This is a genomic window from Thermanaeromonas toyohensis ToBE, from assembly GCF_900176005.1.
In the GTDB taxonomy this organism is placed as follows: domain Bacteria; phylum Bacillota; class DSM-521; order Neomoorellales; family Neomoorellaceae; genus Thermanaeromonas; species Thermanaeromonas toyohensis.
On the sequence record NZ_LT838272.1, the window covers coordinates 2,274,536 to 2,292,647 of the forward strand.

At 50.5% G+C, this 18,112-nt stretch carries 21 protein-coding genes and 1 pseudogene; 7 read left to right on the forward strand and 15 right to left on the reverse strand.

Annotation, left to right across the window (positions count from 1 at the left end; translation table 11 throughout):
• Positions 1-259: 259 nt before the first annotated feature.
• From B9A14_RS18305 to B9A14_RS11770, 5 genes and pseudogenes are all read right to left on the reverse strand, one after another.
• Positions 260-484, reverse strand: a pseudogene (locus tag B9A14_RS18305) (homoserine dehydrogenase); the annotation flags it as partial.
• 97 nt (positions 485-581) lie between these two features.
• Positions 582-833 (reverse strand): DUF2283 domain-containing protein, encoded by a 252-nt coding sequence (locus B9A14_RS11755; RefSeq protein ID WP_084665871.1) that lies wholly within the window; start codon positions 831-833, stop codon positions 582-584.
• Positions 818-1,138 carry a hypothetical protein gene (locus B9A14_RS11760; protein WP_084665872.1) on the reverse strand — a complete coding sequence of 107 codons (321 nt, stop codon included), beginning with the start codon at positions 1,136-1,138 and terminating at the stop codon, positions 818-820. The genes B9A14_RS11755 and B9A14_RS11760 overlap by 16 nt, the downstream gene beginning before the upstream one ends.
• A 29-nt stretch (positions 1,139-1,167) precedes the next feature.
• Positions 1,168-1,536, reverse strand: a complete 369-nt coding sequence (locus B9A14_RS11765; RefSeq protein WP_084665873.1) for a hypothetical protein — start codon at positions 1,534-1,536, stop codon at positions 1,168-1,170.
• Positions 1,537-1,550: 14 nt separating this feature from the next.
• Positions 1,551-1,796, reverse strand: a complete 246-nt coding sequence (locus B9A14_RS11770) for a hypothetical protein (protein WP_157109946.1) — start codon at positions 1,794-1,796, stop codon at positions 1,551-1,553.
• Positions 1,797-1,887: 91 nt separating this feature from the next.
• Between B9A14_RS11770 and B9A14_RS11775 the strand changes: the two genes are divergently transcribed.
• Positions 1,888-2,460: an RpnC/YadD family protein gene (locus tag B9A14_RS11775; protein WP_231967728.1), complete on the forward strand. Its 573-nt coding sequence runs from the start codon at positions 1,888-1,890 to the stop codon at positions 2,458-2,460.
• Positions 2,461-2,774: 314 nt separating this feature from the next.
• Positions 2,775-3,047 carry an AbrB/MazE/SpoVT family DNA-binding domain-containing protein gene (locus tag B9A14_RS11780; RefSeq protein WP_084665875.1) on the forward strand — a complete coding sequence of 91 codons (273 nt, stop codon included), beginning with the start codon at positions 2,775-2,777 and terminating at the stop codon, positions 3,045-3,047.
• A gap of 130 nt (positions 3,048-3,177) precedes the next feature.
• Here B9A14_RS11780 and B9A14_RS11785 read toward each other — a convergent pair whose 3' ends face one another.
• The 10 genes from B9A14_RS11785 to lysA all read right to left on the reverse strand — a co-directional run bounded on the left by B9A14_RS11785 (position 3,178) and on the right by lysA (position 11,226).
• Positions 3,178-3,711 carry a spore maturation protein gene (locus B9A14_RS11785; RefSeq protein WP_084665876.1) on the reverse strand — a complete coding sequence of 178 codons (534 nt, stop codon included), beginning with the start codon at positions 3,709-3,711 and terminating at the stop codon, positions 3,178-3,180.
• A 57-nt stretch (positions 3,712-3,768) separates the two neighbouring features.
• Positions 3,769-4,350: a nucleoside recognition domain-containing protein gene (locus B9A14_RS11790; protein WP_084665877.1), complete on the reverse strand. Its 582-nt coding sequence runs from the start codon at positions 4,348-4,350 to the stop codon at positions 3,769-3,771.
• Positions 4,351-4,488: 138 nt separating this feature from the next.
• Positions 4,489-5,682 (reverse strand): D-alanyl-D-alanine carboxypeptidase family protein, encoded by a 1,194-nt coding sequence (locus B9A14_RS11795; RefSeq protein WP_084665878.1) that lies wholly within the window; start codon positions 5,680-5,682, stop codon positions 4,489-4,491.
• 65 nt (positions 5,683-5,747) lie between these two features.
• On the reverse strand, positions 5,748-6,182 hold the full coding sequence (ytfJ, locus tag B9A14_RS11800; RefSeq protein ID WP_084665879.1) for a GerW family sporulation protein: 435 nt from the start codon (positions 6,180-6,182) through the stop codon (positions 5,748-5,750).
• Positions 6,179-6,817: a DUF2953 domain-containing protein gene (locus tag B9A14_RS11805; protein ID WP_172839145.1), complete on the reverse strand. Its 639-nt coding sequence runs from the start codon at positions 6,815-6,817 to the stop codon at positions 6,179-6,181. The genes ytfJ and B9A14_RS11805 overlap by 4 nt, the downstream gene beginning before the upstream one ends.
• Before the next feature lie 17 nt (positions 6,818-6,834).
• Positions 6,835-7,392 (reverse strand): SMC-Scp complex subunit ScpB, encoded by a 558-nt coding sequence (scpB, locus tag B9A14_RS11810; protein WP_231967729.1) that lies wholly within the window; start codon positions 7,390-7,392, stop codon positions 6,835-6,837.
• A complete protein-coding gene (locus B9A14_RS11815; protein WP_084665881.1) occupies positions 7,377-8,117 on the reverse strand; it encodes a segregation and condensation protein A in 741 nt (246 codons plus the stop codon). Before B9A14_RS11815 ends, scpB begins: the two co-directional genes overlap by 16 nt.
• Positions 8,118-8,133: 16 nt before the next feature.
• Positions 8,134-9,123, reverse strand: a complete 990-nt coding sequence (gene trpS / locus B9A14_RS11820; RefSeq protein WP_084665882.1) for a tryptophan--tRNA ligase — start codon at positions 9,121-9,123, stop codon at positions 8,134-8,136.
• A gap of 125 nt (positions 9,124-9,248) precedes the next feature.
• Positions 9,249-9,878 (reverse strand): site-2 protease family protein, encoded by a 630-nt coding sequence (locus tag B9A14_RS11825; RefSeq protein ID WP_084665883.1) that lies wholly within the window; start codon positions 9,876-9,878, stop codon positions 9,249-9,251.
• A gap of 31 nt (positions 9,879-9,909) precedes the next feature.
• Positions 9,910-11,226 (reverse strand): diaminopimelate decarboxylase, encoded by a 1,317-nt coding sequence (lysA, locus tag B9A14_RS11830; protein ID WP_172839146.1) that lies wholly within the window; start codon positions 11,224-11,226, stop codon positions 9,910-9,912.
• Positions 11,227-11,430: 204 nt separating this feature from the next.
• Here lysA and B9A14_RS11835 point away from each other — a divergent pair, with 204 nt between their 5' ends.
• The 5 genes from B9A14_RS11835 (at position 11,431) to galU (ending at position 18,034) form a co-directional block, all read left to right on the forward strand.
• Positions 11,431-13,593 carry an amylo-alpha-1,6-glucosidase gene (locus tag B9A14_RS11835; RefSeq protein WP_084665884.1) on the forward strand — a complete coding sequence of 721 codons (2,163 nt, stop codon included), beginning with the start codon at positions 11,431-11,433 and terminating at the stop codon, positions 13,591-13,593.
• 90 nt (positions 13,594-13,683) lie between these two features.
• The gene (locus B9A14_RS11840) at positions 13,684-14,883 is read left to right on the forward strand and encodes a glycosyltransferase family 4 protein (RefSeq protein WP_084665885.1); all 1,200 of its coding nucleotides are present in this window, start codon (positions 13,684-13,686) and stop codon (positions 14,881-14,883) included.
• 22 nt (positions 14,884-14,905) lie between these two features.
• Positions 14,906-16,402, forward strand: coding sequence for an alpha,alpha-trehalose-phosphate synthase (UDP-forming) (locus B9A14_RS11845; RefSeq protein WP_084665886.1), 1,497 nt, complete (start codon positions 14,906-14,908; stop codon positions 16,400-16,402).
• Positions 16,395-17,117: a trehalose-phosphatase gene (gene otsB / locus B9A14_RS11850; protein ID WP_172839148.1), complete on the forward strand. Its 723-nt coding sequence runs from the start codon at positions 16,395-16,397 to the stop codon at positions 17,115-17,117. Before B9A14_RS11845 ends, otsB begins: the two co-directional genes overlap by 8 nt.
• A gap of 5 nt (positions 17,118-17,122) precedes the next feature.
• Positions 17,123-18,034, forward strand: a complete 912-nt coding sequence (gene galU / locus B9A14_RS11855; protein ID WP_084665888.1) for a UTP--glucose-1-phosphate uridylyltransferase GalU — start codon at positions 17,123-17,125, stop codon at positions 18,032-18,034.
• Positions 18,035-18,112: the final 78 nt, after the last annotated feature.

Sequence of the window (18,112 nt, forward strand, 5' to 3'; positions counted from 1 at the left end):
ATAGCAAAATTAACTGCAAATATTTCTTTGATGATTTTAAATTATACTTAACCCCACCTTCTCCACACCACCTCCACTCTTCCTCCGCTTCTTCTCCGCTTTATGAACAAATGGGACATAAAATAATATCTAATTGAGTTATCCTAAACTGGTGTATTTGTCAATAGACCTGTTGCCAAACTCGTTGTAAACCATTAAGGCAATAAGACCTGGTACAGGTTAACCTTAATAATGGTCCAGGCATTTTTACTTCAAAAACCATCACCTGGCTTATGCGGTTCCCCGCCAGGCACTCTTTGAGGGAATGGATGATGGGGGGTACTTCCGCCTACACTCGCTTCAAAGAGGAGATCCCGGCCTGTAGCCTCGGCAGCGGCAAAAAGCTCCTTGCCGTGGAGGGCCAGGAGGTCCTTTTGTTAGCAGTGACCACGCTTTTGCCTTGCTGGAGGGCCTCCAGTACATATTCCCGGGCCGGCTCAAGCCCCCTATTACTTCTACCACTTGGCAACAGGTCCTTTATCACTACCACCAAGATAAGGGTACGCTACCCCTTACTTAAAAACAGCTGCGGTACCCTGTCTTCATTCCTTCCCCTTCTTTAACCTGCTCGCGTTCAGTATGGTCACCCCGACCACTTCGCCGTCCCGGTAGCGAACCACAGTGTTGTCCCCGACAAATTCGCTGTCGTCGGCGGCGATCGGTTGTTCTGTGAAGTGCACGTACAGGACGTCGCCCTCCGGGTCGTAAGATACCCGCAGGATGGGAAGGCCGGAACCGACGACCACCTGCGAGACCGCTTCGGCTAACCTGACGTAGCTCATTGCTTCGGCCATACGACCACCCTCTTTCCTAACTGCCCGACCCTCCGGGTCAGGAACGCTGTTATGATGAAGCCATCATCAGAGCTTGTTTCCTTATACACTACCACCAAGAATTTTCCGGGCCTCATTTCCCGGACAGCCAGCAGCTCACCGCGGCTTCCTGCCAAAACTTTGAGGGGTCTCTCGACGGTGAGGAGCACTTCCTGGCGCAGGTCTTCAAGTTCCGGATGTTCCTCGACTATATGCTGCCACCGTTCTTCCGGTAGTCTGATCCAAATACCGGAAACGGCATATGACCCTGTCTTCTTTCTGTCCACTGTTTCCTCCAGCTCCTGTTCTACTGGTTTCAGTCTATCAGAAACCGGTCACCCCAGCAATACCGAGGCAATTTCACTTGCCTGGCAGCAGCCACTCCCTTTATGGCGAGCGATTTGGGTAATGGATTTTTCTTCCTTGAGAATTTACTACTTGTGTAATTATTAAAGCGTTCCCCGGCCAGCCACCCCGCCGGAAAACCTGCCGCAAACAGAGAAACAAGCACGCCCAGCAAAACCGCAACGGCCGACCTCTCGTTCGCGATGGCCGCTTTTACGGCTTTCAGGTCGGCCAGCCAAAGACCGCCACCCATGAAAGTTAATCCTACTACCATCATCATACCTAATAAATTGTTCCCTTTTCCCGCCAGAATTCGGCCATATAATGTGCCTCCTCGCATTATTTTCTTCTCTGCTAGCCCATAAACGCCTCTTCGTAATATTCGCACGCCGGGAAGCAGCAGGGCTTCTTTCGGCCGTGAACGTCAAACCGGACAAAATCGCCCCTACAGTCTTCCGCCAGCCCAAGGCGCCGGTACGTATACGCACCTACGCCCACCACCGCACCAGCACTCTTCACCAGGTAGGCGCCCACTGCCAGCATCAGGACCAGTTCCTCTTGCGAAGGACAATATCCAAATAGATATTGCGCGAAGTTCAAGCTCTACTAGACCCCGGCTAGGCCCCAGAAACACCCCTTAGCATATCATAATCCGCACAGTATCTTTCCTCTTCCCTCAAAACAATGCTAAATGCAGGCCGGTTACGAAGAATTTGCTAAATATCTTCTCGACTTCCACTATCTTCTCTTCGATGTAAACCGTTACAGCGAAGAAGAGCTTCTCAAAGCGGCCAATTTGATAGCCAGTGTATTTCTGTTAGACCAAAAGATTAGTCATCAAGAGCTGGTGAAGCGCCTGTGGAAGCTGGCCGGGGTAGTAAAAACTCTCACCCCTAATGAGTTCCGTTATCTAATGGCGTGGCTGAAGAATGTCATAAAACCTAAAATGCCTGCCGACATGCAGGCTAAAGTGGATAGCTACCTAGATGCGACTAATCCCTGGGAGGTGGAAAAGATGATAAGCAACCTGGAATTAGTGCTAGAAGAAATGCAGCAGGAGGCTTGGTTAAAGGGACTGGAGAAGGGTAAACTAGAAGGCAAACTAGAAGGTAAACTTGAAGGCGAACTTGAAGGCGAACTTAAAGCCAAACTGCAAGTAGCCAAAAACTTACTGCTTCTCAATGTTGACGTTGACACCATTGTCAAAGCTACGGGGCTTAGCTTAGAAGAAATAGAGAAGCTAAAGAAACAGCTAGAACACTGAAGCGCTGCTATTGGCTCTTTCGCGACAGCCTTATCTTCGAGCCGTCCTTTGGCCGGGACGGATAGGCTACCAATTGTTGCTCTTCAGTAAACCCTATGAAACGTTTTCCAGTTTCGGCGTGCTACCTTAAAGCTTCTGTTGTTACTTTCTAACAGTAAGCTACAACCCGCCCTCAATATACATCTAGCAGCAACTTGATAATTAAGCAGCCAGTATTATAAGAGTAAATTGACTAGCCCTAAAACATCCGTGTCAGCGGTAGTGGTATACTTCTTGATAAGATAATCTTTCTAAAAGTAAGGAGGAACTGTTCCATGTCCACGTTTTTAGTACGTTTAACCAGTAAAGGGCAAATGACTATTCCCCAAAGTGTCAGAGAAGCTTTGGGGTTAAAGGCAGGCGACTATTTAACCATTTTAGTAGAACAAGACGAGATACGTTTAAAAAAGGTTCAACCGGTAAAACCCTTAAGTAAAGAAGACCCTATATGGAAATTAGTTGGTGCCGGGAACAGTGGACTTAGAGATGTTGCTCTCAAACATGATCATTACCTAGCTAAAGGTAAAGTGGAAAAATGGAAAGAATAATGGTAGATACCAGTGCTATCTATGCCCTTATTGATCGTTCAGACACCGATGCTACTACTTTTGCAGTTATGGAGCGGCTAAAGCTGAAATGGTTGGCAGTGCTTTGAGGGTTGAGGTGGTTTATTCTGCTTTAGCCAAACATCATCCGGCAAATGGCCACGGCGGCCAACAGACTGGAGACATCGGCTATCAATCCTAAGGCCAAGGCATAGCGATAGCGCCGGATACCAACGGAACCGAAATACACCGTCAAGACATAAAAGGTAGTATCGGTACTACCCTGCATGACAGAGGCCAGGCGACCGATGAAGGAGTCTGGCCCGTACTCGCTTATTAGTTCGGCGGCCACACCCAAGGCACCACCACCGGATAAGGGTCTTAAGATGGCCAAGGGGAGGACCTCCCCCGGTATACCCACCAGTCGTAATACGGGATCTAAAGCGCGGGCTAGGAGATCCATGGCCCCCGAGGCCCGGAATACACCTATAGCCACCAGCATGCCCACCAAAAAGGGGATTATCTTTACGGCTACTTTGAACCCGTCTTCAGCCCCCGCTACAAAGGCCTCATAAACCCGCACGCCACGGAGGTAACCATAAGCGGGGATAAAGAAAAGGAGCAAGGGGATAGCCCAACGAGAAAGCTCAAGTATCAAGCTAGTCATAAGGAGAAGGCCTCCTTTATTGGAGGGCTAAGCGGGCTTTTTTTAGACTAAAGACCGCTATTTTAAGGCGGTCCTCCGAAAAAGCCGGTCAGCCAAGATAGCCGCAAGCATACTGATACTGGTGGACAGAATCGTGGGCCCTACGATAACAGTAGGATCCGTAGAATTGGCCGCCGCCCGGATACCTATAATGGTGGCCGGAAGCAGAGTAATACAGCCGGTATTTAAGCCTAGGAAGGTGCACATAGCAGGGGTGGCTTCTTCGGGGGAAGGGTTGAGCTTTTGGAGTTCCTGCATAGCTTTAAGGCCAAAGGGGGTAGCGGCATTTCCTAAGCCTAAGATATTAGCACTTAAGTTCATAAGGATAGCTCCTAAGGCAGGGTGATCAGGCGGGAGTTCCGGAAACAAACGGCGTGTCAAAGGTTTAAGGCCACAAGCTAAAAGCCTTACCAGGCCTGCCTCCTCGGCTATCTTTAAAAGCCCCAGCCAAAGGGCCATAAGCCCGACCAGCTCTAAGGCGAGATCCACTGCTGTACGAGCCGCCTCCAAAGAAGCTCCCGTGACTACTTCTATCTTCCCCTGGCTTCCAGCTACTATTATGCCAGCTAAGAGCATAGCTAACCATATAAAGTTTACCATCCCCGCCATCCTCCTTGGGTTACCTGTAGTAACCTTATGAAGGGCTGGGAAAATATAGAACTATGAACTTCAGCTCGGGAGCCTTGGTTGGGATGGAACACAATGACGGTACAGGTGAATGTACTAGAACTATGAACTTTAGTTTAAGCGGATCCAGGGGAAGTTAAAGACGCCCAAGAAACCCTGGAGGAAAGCGACCCACCAGGGTCTACGCGGTACATCCCGGGCCGCAATGAGATCTACTGTAATCTTCTGGTCGCTAACTTCTGCCTCTTTTAAGATAAAACTTAACTCCCCTAGCTTTTGTCCTTTTTTAAGGGGGGCCTTAAGCTCGGGCAAGAGAGTTATCTCCTTCTCCCATACCACTTGCCCCTCCCGGGGTACAGCAGCCACGGCCGGGCTAGCCGTGACCAAAGGTACTGTCCCTACTAAAGCCCCCTTAACTGGGGCCTGGGTTATAAGTTCTCCAGCAGGTACTAAAACCTGCCGGGTAAAGTGCTGAAAACCATAATCGAGGAGTGCCCTGGCTTCTTGGTACATATTAGGTGAGTGCATGACTACTGCTATGAGCTGCCGTCCCTCCCGGGTAGCTGAAGCTACCAGTACCTGTCCCGCCTCGCGGGTATAACCGGTTTTCACGCCATCTGCTCCAGGGTAAGCATAATAACCCCATAGGAGCTGGTTAGTGTTTACGAGCAACCTATCCCAGGGCTTCCCTGGCCAGGGGATCACCTTTTCCCGGGTAGCTACTATCTCCCTAAATTTAGGTATTTTTAAGGCATAGCGGGCAAGAAGAGCTAAATCATAAGCTGACGAATAATGCCCGGGGGCGTGCAAGCCATGTGGATTGACATAATGGGTGTCCCGCGCCCCTATCTCCCAAGCCTTTTGGTTCATAAGGGCCACAAAATTTTCCTCTGTACCTCCTATGTGCTCGGCAATAGCTACGGCGGCATCGTTGGCCGAGCGTAAAAGGAGGGCGTAGAGGAGATCTTCTAGGGTGAGGGTTTCTCCTTCTTCTAAGTAGATGGCCGCTTCCCCTACTTGGGCTGCCCTTTGGCTCGCCCGGACCAGATCCGTTAAATTACCGCGTTCTAAAGCTACAATGGCCGTGGTAATCTTGGTAGTACTGGCTTGAGGTAACTGCTTGTGGGGATTTTTACTCCAGAGCACCTGGCCAGTCAAGGCATCCATGAGGACAGCGCTCTTGGCCTCAAGTAGAGGTTCTTGGGATGAGCCTTCAGCCGGTGGTACAAAGGCCAAAAGGCAAAAAAGAAGCCATAAAAATAGCCCAACAGCCAGCCTCCGGGGATTAAAACAGAGAAGATACATCTTCTTTCACCCCAGGGTGCTATTATTCGCCGCTGGGCGAGAATTTTCCTTCTTTGACCTATATCCTATTGGGGCCGTAAAATAGTCATGGTTTCTTTGGCCATGGTTTCTCCCTTTTTACGCCCTATTATCTCCTGGAGGCGCTCCAGTACCTGAGGCGTTAGATCGATCAAACGATCTACCACCGTGTTAGCATCCACGGGCAGGAGGCGGATCTTATCTTTACCCACTACCAGGAATCCTACAGGCTGTACAGAAACCCCTGCGCCGCTGCCCCCACCGAAGGGTATACCCTGAGGCCCCCCACCTCCCCCGTCCCGGCGTTCCAGTTCATATTCTGAACCTCCGGCAGCGAAGCCAGCCGTTACCCGAGAAATGGGAAGTATCACCAGGCCATCAGGAGTCTCTATGGGATCGCCCACTACAGTGTTGACATTTACCATTTCCTTTATGCTCTCCATAGCTGTTTTCATAAGGCCCTCTATAGGATGGTCGCTCAAGTCTTTTTTGCCCCCTTCCCTAAGCTACTCCTACCTATGAGAGTCCTGATCCCGGCGGTAATAATATGACCGGGGGGAAAAATAAATATGCAGCGAAGCTCAGTGCTAAAGTGTAACCCACTAAAGTGGGGAAGGATTTTTATTTCTGGCCGGTTTAATTTGAGATGGGTTTGAGTACGCAAATTATGATAAAAAAGAGCAGCTATATTCCATAATAGTCCGGTGGTTAAAGCCGTTAAAGCAGGATCCCCTGTCCCCACCTCTACCACCCAGAAAAAGTAGGAACATTTGGTCTTAAGCAAGAGCTCCTTCCATAAACGTAAGGCCCAGGGCAAGACCCGGGAGACATCTGGAGGGGGGAGGCTGCCAGTTAAAGGGGCCTTATTATGGGGATAGGTACGCGGGGGAAAAGTTTGTTTATCGGCAGGAGTATAAAATTCTTGAGGGTGAAAAAGTATGGGTGGGGGGAAGGGAGCCCAGAGGTAAGTATAATACTTCCCACCGTAGCCAAGCCGGATCTCTAGGAGACTTTTTCCCGCCTTTTCGTACTGGTAGCTCACCTCTAACCGTAAGGGTAAAATTAAAAGAAAAATTAAACCACAGAAGATACTTAAAGCTAGGCTTAAGGCCAGCACTTTCCCCTCACCAGTTTTTATTGTTCCCCGGTGGAAGCCACTTCTTCCAAAGGCGGGAGTTCTTTTAAGCTTTCTAAGCCAAAATGTTCAAGAAAAAGAGGGGTAGTACCGTAAAGGATAGGCCGGCCAGGTGTATCTTTACGGCCTACCTCCTTTACCAGCCCCCGGCTTAAAAGGTTAGCCAATACACCATCCACCTTAACGCCGCGTAAGCGTTCAATTTCGGCTTTGGTTATGGGTTGGCGGTAGGCGATAATGGCCAAGGTTTCTAAAGCGGCCCGGGAGAGGGAGGGAAGTTCGGGCTTCAAGAGTTCCTCAATATAGGCTGCGTATTCCGGACGTGTACACATCTGGTAGCCACCAGCCACCTTGCGTATCTGCAGCCCGTGACCTTCCCGCTCATAAAGCTCCTGTAATTCCCGGACCAGTTCTTCCACTTCCCTTTCCGAAATCTTAAGGGTACGGGCCAAGGCAACAGGGCTTACTGGTCGGCCACCAACAAAAAGAAGGCACTCCAGGGCCGCCCTATTCTTTCGGCTAGAAGGCAGGGACAAAAAGATCACCCCTTCAGCCAAACTTCAATTTCCCCGAAGGCTTCCCTCTGATAAATGTGCACGCGTCCTCGTCGCGCAAGTTCCAGGAGAGCCAAAAAGGTAGTAGCTACTTCTAACCGGCTAGGATGGGAGGTAAAAAAGGAGGAAAAGGTCAATTTGCCTTTCACTTGATTTAAGCGCCGGAGAATGAGGCGTTGCTGGGTCAAAAGGGTTATCCGGGGTTGGTAAAGGGACCGTACCGCGGGATAAGTCTCTTTCGCCCGCTCAAACCGTAACAGAACGGATTTGATAGCCTGGTGGAGATCTAGCAAGGTAATACCAGCCAAGGGATCTATCCGGGCTAGGGCTGCCGTCACGGCAGAAGGATCAAGGGGTTTTGTGAAAATTAGAGCAGCACGCTCTCCCAGTTCAGCAAGCCTATGGGCAGCTTCCTGATAAGGGCGATATTCTTCCAGCTTGCGGGAAAGTTCCAGCCAAGTTGTCTCTTCCCCTTGAGCTTCCTCCTCCAGCTGGCCTTCTTCCGGGCGATGAAGGAGAAGGCGAGCTTTAAGGGCCAGGATCTCCGCTGCCAGGAGAAGGAATTCCTCCAGGTCTTCTATATCCTTTTCCCCTTCCCTAAGGCAAATCCAGGAAGCGGTTATCTCCGCCACAGATATAGCATAAAGGGGAATGTCTTCTTCCTTAAGGAGGATAAGGAGCAGGTCTAACGGCCCCTGAAATAAGTCGAGTTCTATATAATAGGGCATAAGACTTGCAACCCCTCTACTTAATCCCCATAGCAGCCCTTACCTCATCCATGGTCCGCTGGGCTATTGCCCTGGCCCGGGCAGAACCCTGGGCTAGGATATCCTCTAAAATCCCGGGGTTATGGAGGAATTTCTCTCGTCGTTCCCGTACAGGTTCCAAGTAGGCGTTGATCTTCTCCGCCAGGCGTGCTTTACAGGGTACACACCCGATAGTTCCTGCTCGGCAGCTTTTCCTGGTCTCCTCTAGCTCTTCGGGGTTGAAGATCTCGTGGTAAGTATGCACCACGCAAACCTCCGGGTGGCCCGGATCAGTCTTGTGGATCCGGGCAGGATCCGTAACCATCAGGCGTACCCTTTCCCGCACTTCTTCAGGAGTAGCTGAAAGGGGGATATCGTTCCGGTAGCTCTTGCTCATCTTCCGTCCATCTATACCTGGCAAAAGAGGTACCCGGGACAAAAGGGCCTGGGGTTCTGGGAAAAGCTGGGTTTTATAGAGGTAATTGAACCTCCTGGCTACCTCCCGGCAAAATTCTAGATGGGGTAACTGGTCTTCCCCTACAGGTACCGCATCAGCTTTATAGATCAAAATATCGGCTGCCTGGAGGAGTGGATACCCTAAAAATCCGTAGGTAGAGACATCTTTGCCTTCCTGGCCCAGCTGCTGCAGTTGGTCTTTATACGTCGGTACCCGCTCAAGCCAGGAAAGGGGTGTGAACATGGAGAAAAGGAGGTGTAATTCAGCGTGCTCCTTGATGTGGGACTGGATGAAAATGGTACTTAGGTTAGGATTAAGCCCTGCACTTAGCCAATCCACAAGCATATAGCGGATATTCGCCTTAAGTTCTTCAGTTTCTTCATAGGCTGTGGTTAAGGCATGCCAGTCAGCTATAAAATAAAAGCATTCGTATTCCTCTTGTAGCTTTACCCAGTTCTCTAAAACCATAAGATGCCCGATATGGAGCCTGCCTGTAGGTCGCATACCGCTTAAGATCCTGCTACGTCCCATAACTTTACTTTTACCTCCAAACCTAGGTTTTAGTAAACACTTAAAATGTCCCTTTACGTTAGGTAGCTTAAGCTTCGCACCTTATGTTAGCGCAGCCACTCCTCGTCGTCCTAGGGTAACTCCTTTTAGATTATGGTTAACCTACTAGCCTGTAGGATAAAATCTAGCACCAAGGAGACCAAAGGGCGCATAATGCGGCCGGTCACCCCAGTAGCGATAAGGAAAAGGAGTAAAAATGGGCCTATGGTTTCCAGTCTATATAGAAAACTTGCGCTTTCCCGAGAAACCAGCCCGGCTAGAATCCGGGATCCATCTAGGGGTGGGATAGGAAGTAAATTAAATACAGCCAAAACTACATTATATACTACCAGTAAATTAAAGAAAGCGAATAGAAAATCTCCCCGCCAACCCCAAGAGCCGCTTAGCCTCCAAGCCACCGCCCCCAGGTAAGCCAAAACTAAGTTCATCAAGGGACCAGCTAGGGCCACCAGCATCATCCCCTTACGCCGATCCATCTGGAAGTAAAAGGGGTTTACCTGAACCGGTTTGGCCCAGCCGAATCCGGCTACAATAAGGAGTAGGGTGCCCAGGAGGTCTAGATGAGCTAAGGGATTTAGGGTTAGCCTCCCTTGGTACTTGGGTGTAGGATCTCCCAGGAGATAAGCTACCTTGCCATGGGCGTATTCATGGAAGGCCAAAGCCAAAAGCAGGGCCGGGATGCCGGCCAAAAGTTTAGTGAAACTATCTAGATACAAGTTTATAAAAAGCCTCCTTTCTTAAACCGGCTCACTTTTCGAGCCTTTTAGGGACGACATCACACCGCAGCAGGTCTTCGTATGTCTCCCGACGCAGGATAAGATCCGCCTGGCCGTCCTTTACTAGTACCGCTGCCGGCCGTCCCAGCCGGTTATAATTACTGGCCATAGTATAGCCGTAAGCACCGGTACAGGGCATAAGCAATATGTCCCCGGGTTCCACAGGCGGTAAAGGAATATCCCATATTAACATATCCCCAGATTCACAACATTTCCCAGTAATGGACACTACTTCAGTAGCTGGGGCACTGGCTTTGTTAGCCAAGATAGCTTCGTAACGGGCACCATAAAGGGCAGGCCGGATGTTATCAGCCATACCACCATCTACAGCCACATATTTCCGCACCCCAGGTATGTTTTTAATGGAACCCACAGTGTAAGCTGTACTGCCCGCCGGCCCTATAATCGACCTCCCCGGTTCCACGATGACCTTAGGAAGCTTTAGCCCCCTCTTTTCCGCCTCGTCATAAACAGCCGCCATTATAACTTCGGCAAAGACTTCAATAGGCTGGGGATCGTCCTCTTCCACATAGGCGATGCCGAAGCCGCCTCCTAAATCTAGCTCTTCAGTAACGAGCCCCATAACTTTTAGTATTTCTTCCACAAAATCCATCATTACTTCTGCAGCATAACGATAGGGTTCGACTTGGAAAATCTGCGAACCTATATGACAATGGAGCCCTTTATATTCTATCCCAGGAAGCCCCTGGGCTTTTTTCACGGCTTCCAAAGCTTGGCCGCCAGGCAAAGTAAAACCGAACTTAGAGTCTATCTGGCCGGTACGAATGTATTCGTGGGTATGGGCCTCTATCCCCGGGGTGACTCGCAAAAGGATGGGTACCCTTTGCCCCCTCTCCACCGCCAGGCGGCTTAAGGTTTCCAGTTCCAGGAAGTTATCCACCACCACCCGGCCGACCCCAACCTCCAGGGCCAAAAGGAGCTCTTCCTTGCTTTTATTGTTACCGTGGAAGTAAATACGGGCAGGGGGAAACCCAGCCTTAAGGGCTGTATATAGTTCGCCACCGGATACGACATCTAGCCCCAACCCCTCCTGGGCTATTATGCGGCACATGGCGGTGGTTAAAAAAGCCTTACCCGCATAAATTACTTCTGCGTTTCCATACTTTTGGACAAAGGCTCGCGTAAACTTGCGACAGTTGGCCCGGATAAGATCCTCATCGAAAATGTACAAGGGAGTTCCAAACTCCCGGGCTAAATCTACCACATCGCAGCCCCCGATCTCGAGATGGCCCCGTTCATTGATGCGCATAGTGCCGCGCAACTGCATCCTCCAGTTCTCCTTTCCCAAGTATATCTACATTTTAACCCACCGGGGGACTTCTGTCCAGAAAGGAAGGTATATAGCGACCTCAAAACCGAACCATATGGGCACCTGTCCGAAAGCTACATTACATTAGGTTCTCTTTGGCAGGAAACTACCTTATATCGTCGAAATTTATGGGAACAGTATTGGTCGGAAGGAGGTTTCCGAGTGGGAGAACCCCATCTAGACTTAAGAATAGCCCCTTGTGAAGTAGAACCGGTTACCGAAGTATTAAAGGAAGGTAATATTTTCCTGGTCTCCCTACCTACAGGCGAGATTACCGGCCGGAGCCTAGGCTCCTTAGGCCTCTACCATGCCGATACTAGATACCTGGATTGCTTAGAGCTCTATCTTCAAGGGCTAAAACCAATTTATCTTTCTTCCGCCATCCGGGACAGCCACTTTGCTCAAATAGAGCTTACTAACCCGGAATTTACCTTACCTTCAGGACAGCTGGTGCCCCTTCAGACTATACATCTGCGGCTCCTTAGGCTTATAAAGGATGCTTTTTACCAGCGCTTACGCCTTATAAATTTTAATTCCTTCCCCTTAAGCCTTACTCTAGATATGATCTTCGGTGCCGACTACCGGGACATTTTCGAGGTCCGGGGAACAGTAAGGGAGCGCCGGGGTGAGCTCTTGAGCCCTGAAATCAAGCGTTGGGGGATTAAGCTGTCTTACCGGGGGCTCGATGGTCAAGTGCGCACTACAGCCATCTCCCTGGATCCAGCTCCTAACGAAATAAAAGCGGAACCCGGGCGGGCACGAGTACGTTATATCTTAAATCTTCCCCCCCAAAAGAAAATCTACCTCCATCTGCGCATTGACCTGGACAGCGAAATCATGGAGAACCCCGACCTTATAAGTACTGGTTTTTCAGCCGCCACCATCATGCTGGCCGGCCGTTATCATCAGTGGGAACGGGAATGTACCCAAGTTTATACGGATAATACTACCTTAAACAATATGCTACAAACTGCTGTAACGGACCTAGCGGCCCTCCAGACCGACTACCCGGGTGAGGGACGAATCTTAGACGCAGGGATCCCATGGTATGCGGCCCCCTTCGGCCGGGATTCCCTCATTACTTCCTGGCAAACCTTGATCCTTAACCCAAATATAGCCAAAAATACCCTTCGCTTTTTGGCCCGTTACCAGGGAAGGCGCCTCGACCGGTGGCGTGAAGAAAGGCCAGGCAAGATATTTCACGAGCTGCGGCGGGGAGAGATGACCAGGTGCGGTGAGGTTCCCCATAGCCCCTACTATGGCTCCATTGATTCCACCCTCTGGTTCATTATCCTTTTAGGAGCCACCTACCGGTGGACCCTGGATAAAGAACTGCTAGAGGAAATGACCGAGCCCTTACGCCGTTGCCTTTACTGGTGCACCTGGTATGGGGACTTAGATAGTGATGGATATTTAGAATACTTACGGGAATCCCCGGCCGGGCTTACCAACCAGGGGTGGAAGGACTCCTGGAATGCAGTGGTAGACCGTGAAGGAAACATCCCGCCCGGGCCTATCGCCTTGGTGGAAGTGCAAGCCTATTATTACCTAGCCCTACATGAGGCAGCCTTCCTCCTTAAGCAGGTAGGAGATGGTATAACAGCAGCTAGCCTCATCCGGCGGGCTACTAAATTAAGGGAGAAGTTTATCCGTGATTTTTGGGTAGAGGACGAAGGATATCTCATCTTTGCCCTGGATGGCCATAAAAAGCCCATTACCACTTTAGTCTCCAATGGAGGGCACTCTTTATTTACCGGAATTTTATCTCCCGAGCAGGCCCGGCGCGTGGCCCAGCGGCTTTTGGCCGAAGATTTCTACTCCGGTTGGGGCATCCGGACTATGAGCAAGAAGGAAAAGGCCTACAATCCCATGAGCTACCATAACGGGTCCGTATGGCCGCATGATAATGCCATTATAGCTTTTGGAATGAGGCGGTATAATTGCTTGAATGAGCTTAAAAAATTGGCCTCCGGGCTTTTCGAGGCCAGTTCCTTCTTTTCTTATAATCGCTGGCCAGAGCTCTTCTGCGGCTTTACCCGTAGAGGTTTAACTGGGCCTGTCCGCTACCCCATCGCCTGCGATCCCCAGGCCTGGGCCGTGGGTAGCCTTTTTTCTTTTTTACAAAGTTTACTAGGTTTAGATTGCCGGGATAACACCATATATATTAACCGGCCACTTCTCTTACCAGGAGCCAAAAAGCTAGAGGTGCGGAATCTGCTGGTAGGACAGAGCCGCATCGATCTGGCCTTTGAGGAGAAGGAAGGGCAAGTGTTCTGCCATGTCTTAAGAAAGGAGGGCAATGTGAGGGTCATTATCGAGGCTTGAAAGGCGGGTCCTGCCTTTCCTTGACTTTCATTGTGCTCCTGGATTATAATAAAAGTGTTAACTTATTCCATTAAGGGGGAGGAATAGGATATGCGTATTGCCATGGTACACTGGGCCTTCCCCCCCATAATCGGCGGGGTGGAGTCGCATCTGGCCCTCCTTTGCCCACGGTTGGTACAGCTAGGTCATACGGTTAGCTTGCTTACGGCCACCGCTCCCGGGGCCCCGGACCAGGAAACCTGGCGAGGAGTGGCTATCCGGCGCTCTCCTCTGCTAGACCTTAATTCCTTAAACCCTGAAATTATTGAAAGCAAGGCACAAGAGATCCGGCAACTGCTGGAAGGGTTCCTCTTGGATTTCCGGCCAGATGTAGTCCATGCCCATAATATGCATTACTTTAGTTATATCCACGCTAAAGCCCTCCAGGAGATCTGCCAGCGCCATGGTTGGCCTTTGATTCTCACCGCCCATAATGTATGGGAAGATGAATTGTGGCAGAAGATGAATACTTTAGCCCGCGGGTGGGATAGAATAATTGCAGTTAGCCACTACATACGCCAGGAGCTAATGGTAAACGGATATCCCCCGGACCGTATACATGTAGTGCACCATGGTATTGACACGCAAATATTCCATCCCCCCACTGCTTTAGAAGTACAAAAGACCCTACAAACCTACCCAAGTTTACGCGGCCGGCGCGTAATATTCCACCCAGCCCGTATGAGTAAGGCTAAAGGTTGCGATCTAAGCATCCGCGCCCTCGACCTCGTCCGTCGAGAAGTACCGGAAGTTTTATTGGTCTTGGCCGGAACGACGAATACAGTAGACTGGGGTCAGCAACAACCAGCCGAAGTAGCCTACATGTATGAGCTCATAGAGGAGCTGGGTCTTAAAGATCACGTTTTTATCCGTTTCTTCCCCTGGGCAGAGATGCCCGAAATTTATAGAGCAGCCGAAGTATGTCTTTACCCCTCTATATTCCAGGAACCCTTCGGTCTGGTTATGTTAGAAGCCATGGCTACCGCTAAACCCATCATTGTGAGCCGGGCGGGAGGTATGCCCGAGATCGTGCGGCCTGGGTTTAACGGTTTCCTGGTAAGCATAGGCAACTACCAGGAACTGGCGCGGTATATTGTTTTCCTCCTGCGTAATCCTAGCATTGCTGTAACCCTCGGACATAACGGCCGCCGCCAAGTGGAGCAGCACTTTACAGTGGATATTATGACTCGAGCCACCCTGGAGGTTTACCAGGAAGCATTGTCCTGCTTCAAGCAGGCTAGCAACTGGTAAAAATAGAGGGGGGCTTACGTTTATGCTTAAGGAACCGAAGATAGTCCTGGTGTCTAACCGGGGTTCGTATACCCTTAAAGAAGGTGAAGGTAATATTGAAGCCGTACCCGCTATAAGCGGGTTGGTTTCGGCTGTAGAGCCCGTCCTTAAAGAAAAAGGAGGGGTTTGGGTGGCCTGGGGCGGCCGGGAAGTAGCCGCCCCGGAGACCCCAGGAGTTAGACTCATGGTGCCGCTGGAGAAGCCAGCTTACCTCTTTTGTGAAGTACCCCTTACTGGAGATGAAATCCGGCGGTATTACCACGGATTTACTAATGGCGCCCTGTGGCCTTTATGCCATTATTTCTTAGAAAAATGCCGCTATAGCACCTCAGAATGGTCAGCCTACCGCCAAGTTAACTTAAAGTTTGCTTTAGCCGCCTTAGCTGAGGCTGGGCCGCAAGATATCGTGTGGGTAAATGATTACCACCTCGCCCTGGTACCAGCTATTATCCGGCGCCATAAGCCAGGGCTCAAACAAGCTTTCTTCTGGCATATCCCTTTTCCCCATTATGATCTCTTTGCTACCCTGCCTTGGGCCCGAGCCATACTCCGTGGCCTTCTAGGAAGCGATATAATCGGTTTCCACCTCCCAGATTACAGTTATAATTTTCTGCATGCCGTAAATAAATTGCTGGAGGTGCCCGTGGATTATAATACCTTCACTATAAGGTGGCAAGGACGTAAAATCGTTGCCCCAGCCTGGCCCATGGGCATCGACTACGAAGCCTTCCAGAAGCTGGCTTGCGACCCCAAAATCCGTCAGCAAGCAGAAGAGCTACGCCGCCAGATCGGCACAGAACGCATAGCCCTGGCGGTAGAAAGGCTGGATTACACTAAGGGGATCTTAGAACGGTTGTTAGCCTTCGAGCGCTTCCTGGAGGAAGCTCCTGAATGGCGGGGCCGGGTATCTCTCCTGCAGATCGCTGTACCCAGCCGCACCGCTGTACCAGCTTACCAACAGCTGCGTAGCCAGGTAGAGGAGGCGGTGGGGCGTATAAACGGCCGGTTTAGCGAGGGCCATTACCGCCCGGTGCATTATTTCTGGCGAGGAGTACCTCGCCAAGAGCTGGTGGCCTATTACTTAGCTGCTGATCTTATGATGGTGACTCCTTTAAGGGACGGGTTAAACCTGGTAGCCAAAGAATACGTCGCCAGCCGGGTGGATGGTACAGGGGTTCTGGTTTTAAGCCGTTTTGCAGGAGCAGCCCGGGATCTTAAAGAGGCGGTGATAATTAATCCCTACGATATTGAGGGAACAGTAATAGCCCTAAAGGCCGCTCTGGCCATGCCTGTATCCCAGCAAAAACAGCGTTTGAAAAAACTACAAGAGCAGGTTCGGCGCTTTGACGTGCGTTGGTGGCTAGGTAATTTCCAGCGGGCCCTCCAGGAACGCGAGGTAAAGGAAGAAGATGCAGTGCGTCGACATTTGCGCGTTAGCAACTTTAGTGCGCTCCCATCCACAAGTTTTGTTGATGCTTGATTACGATGGGACCCTGGTGCCCCTGGCTCCTAGGCCGGAAGAAGCCCGGCCATCTCCAAGGCTCCTTAAGCTTTTGAGCTGCTTAAGCCAAGATTTAAAGCGACATGTAGCCGTAGTAAGTGGGCGTAGGGTGGAGGAGCTGGCCGACCTCCTTCCCTTGCCTTACCTTTTTCTTGCCGGGTTGCACGGCCGCGAAGTCCTGCATCCTGCGCAAGACTCTCGGGGGTCCCGCTTAAGGCTTAAATTGGGTCCCCCGGGTCCTCCCCCTGGCGTATGGGAAGAGATCCAGGCCCATGCTGAAAGGTTGGCTACTCAGGTTTCCGGCTGCTGGGTAGAAGATAAAAAAGAAGCTATAGCCCTGCATTTCCGCGAGGCTGACCCTAAAAAAGCTGCGCAAATAGTGGCCACCTTTATCCGGTTTACGCAACCCCTGGTGGAAGCTCATCAGCTAGAGTACCTAAAGGGAAACAAAGTAATAGAAGTGCGTATCAAGGGAATCCATAAAGGTATAGCGGTAGAATATTTTTTAAAGCTTTTTCCCCACGCTTTCCCTATCTTTTTGGGTGACGATTTGACTGACGAGGATGCCTTTCGCATGTTGAAGGGGCGCGGTTTGTCCGTGCTTGTAGGAGAGCCGCGTCCTACCCTGGCTACCTATAATCTACCTACACCGGCCAAGGTAGAAGATTTCCTGGAAAGACTGATAAGGGGGTAGGGAAGATGCTTCCCATCCGTAAAGCGGTTATCCCGGCCGCTGGCTGGGGTACTCGTTTTCTACCAGCCACCAAAGCCCAGCCTAAGGAGATGCTGCCCATTGTTGATAAACCTGCTATCCAATATATCGTGGAGGAAGCGGTACGTTCGGGAGTCAACTCCCTTTTAATTATCACCGGTAAACATAAACGGGCTATTGAAGACCATTTTGACCAATCCTTGGAGCTATCTGCCCTCCTGCGGGAGAAAAATAATCTTGAGCTATTACAGGTAGTAGAGGAAGTAGCCAGTCTAGCCGATATCCATTATATCAGGCAAAAGGAACAACTGGGTCTGGGGCACGCGGTACATTGTGCCCGCCAATTCGTGGGGGAAGAGCCCTTCGCCGTGCTCCTAGGGGACGATATAATTGTAAACGATATCCCGTGCTTAAAGCAGATGATAGAAGCCTATAAGGAAGTAGGGCAAGCTATCGTGGCCGTTCAAGAAGTGCCTCTAGATGAGGTGAAGCGTTATGGCATAGTGGAACCGGCTGGAGCTACTGAAAATGGCCTCTTCCAGGTCAAGGGTCTGGTAGAAAAACCCGATCCCCAACATGCGCCCTCCAATCTGGCCGTTATTGGGCGTTATATACTTCTTCCCGAGATATTCCCCATCCTGGCTGACCTTCCTCCCGGTGCTGGAGGAGAGATCCAACTAACCGATGCCTTAAATATCCTAGCTCGCGAGGGCCGCGTGTACGCCTACCGCTTCGCTGGGCGTCGTTATGATGTGGGTGACAAACTAGGCTTCTTACAGGCTACCGTGGAATTTGCCTTAGAGCGGCCGGATTTAGCTGTTCCCTTCCGGAATTACTTGCTTAATCTTTTAGCTGCCCAGCTCGAAATACCAGAGGCGGCTGCCAGCCGAGATGGTTAACCCTAGCTTAAGCGATTCTTCATCCTCTTTATCTCGGATAAAGTTTTCCTTGTAACTAGGTACTCGAAAGATACCCAG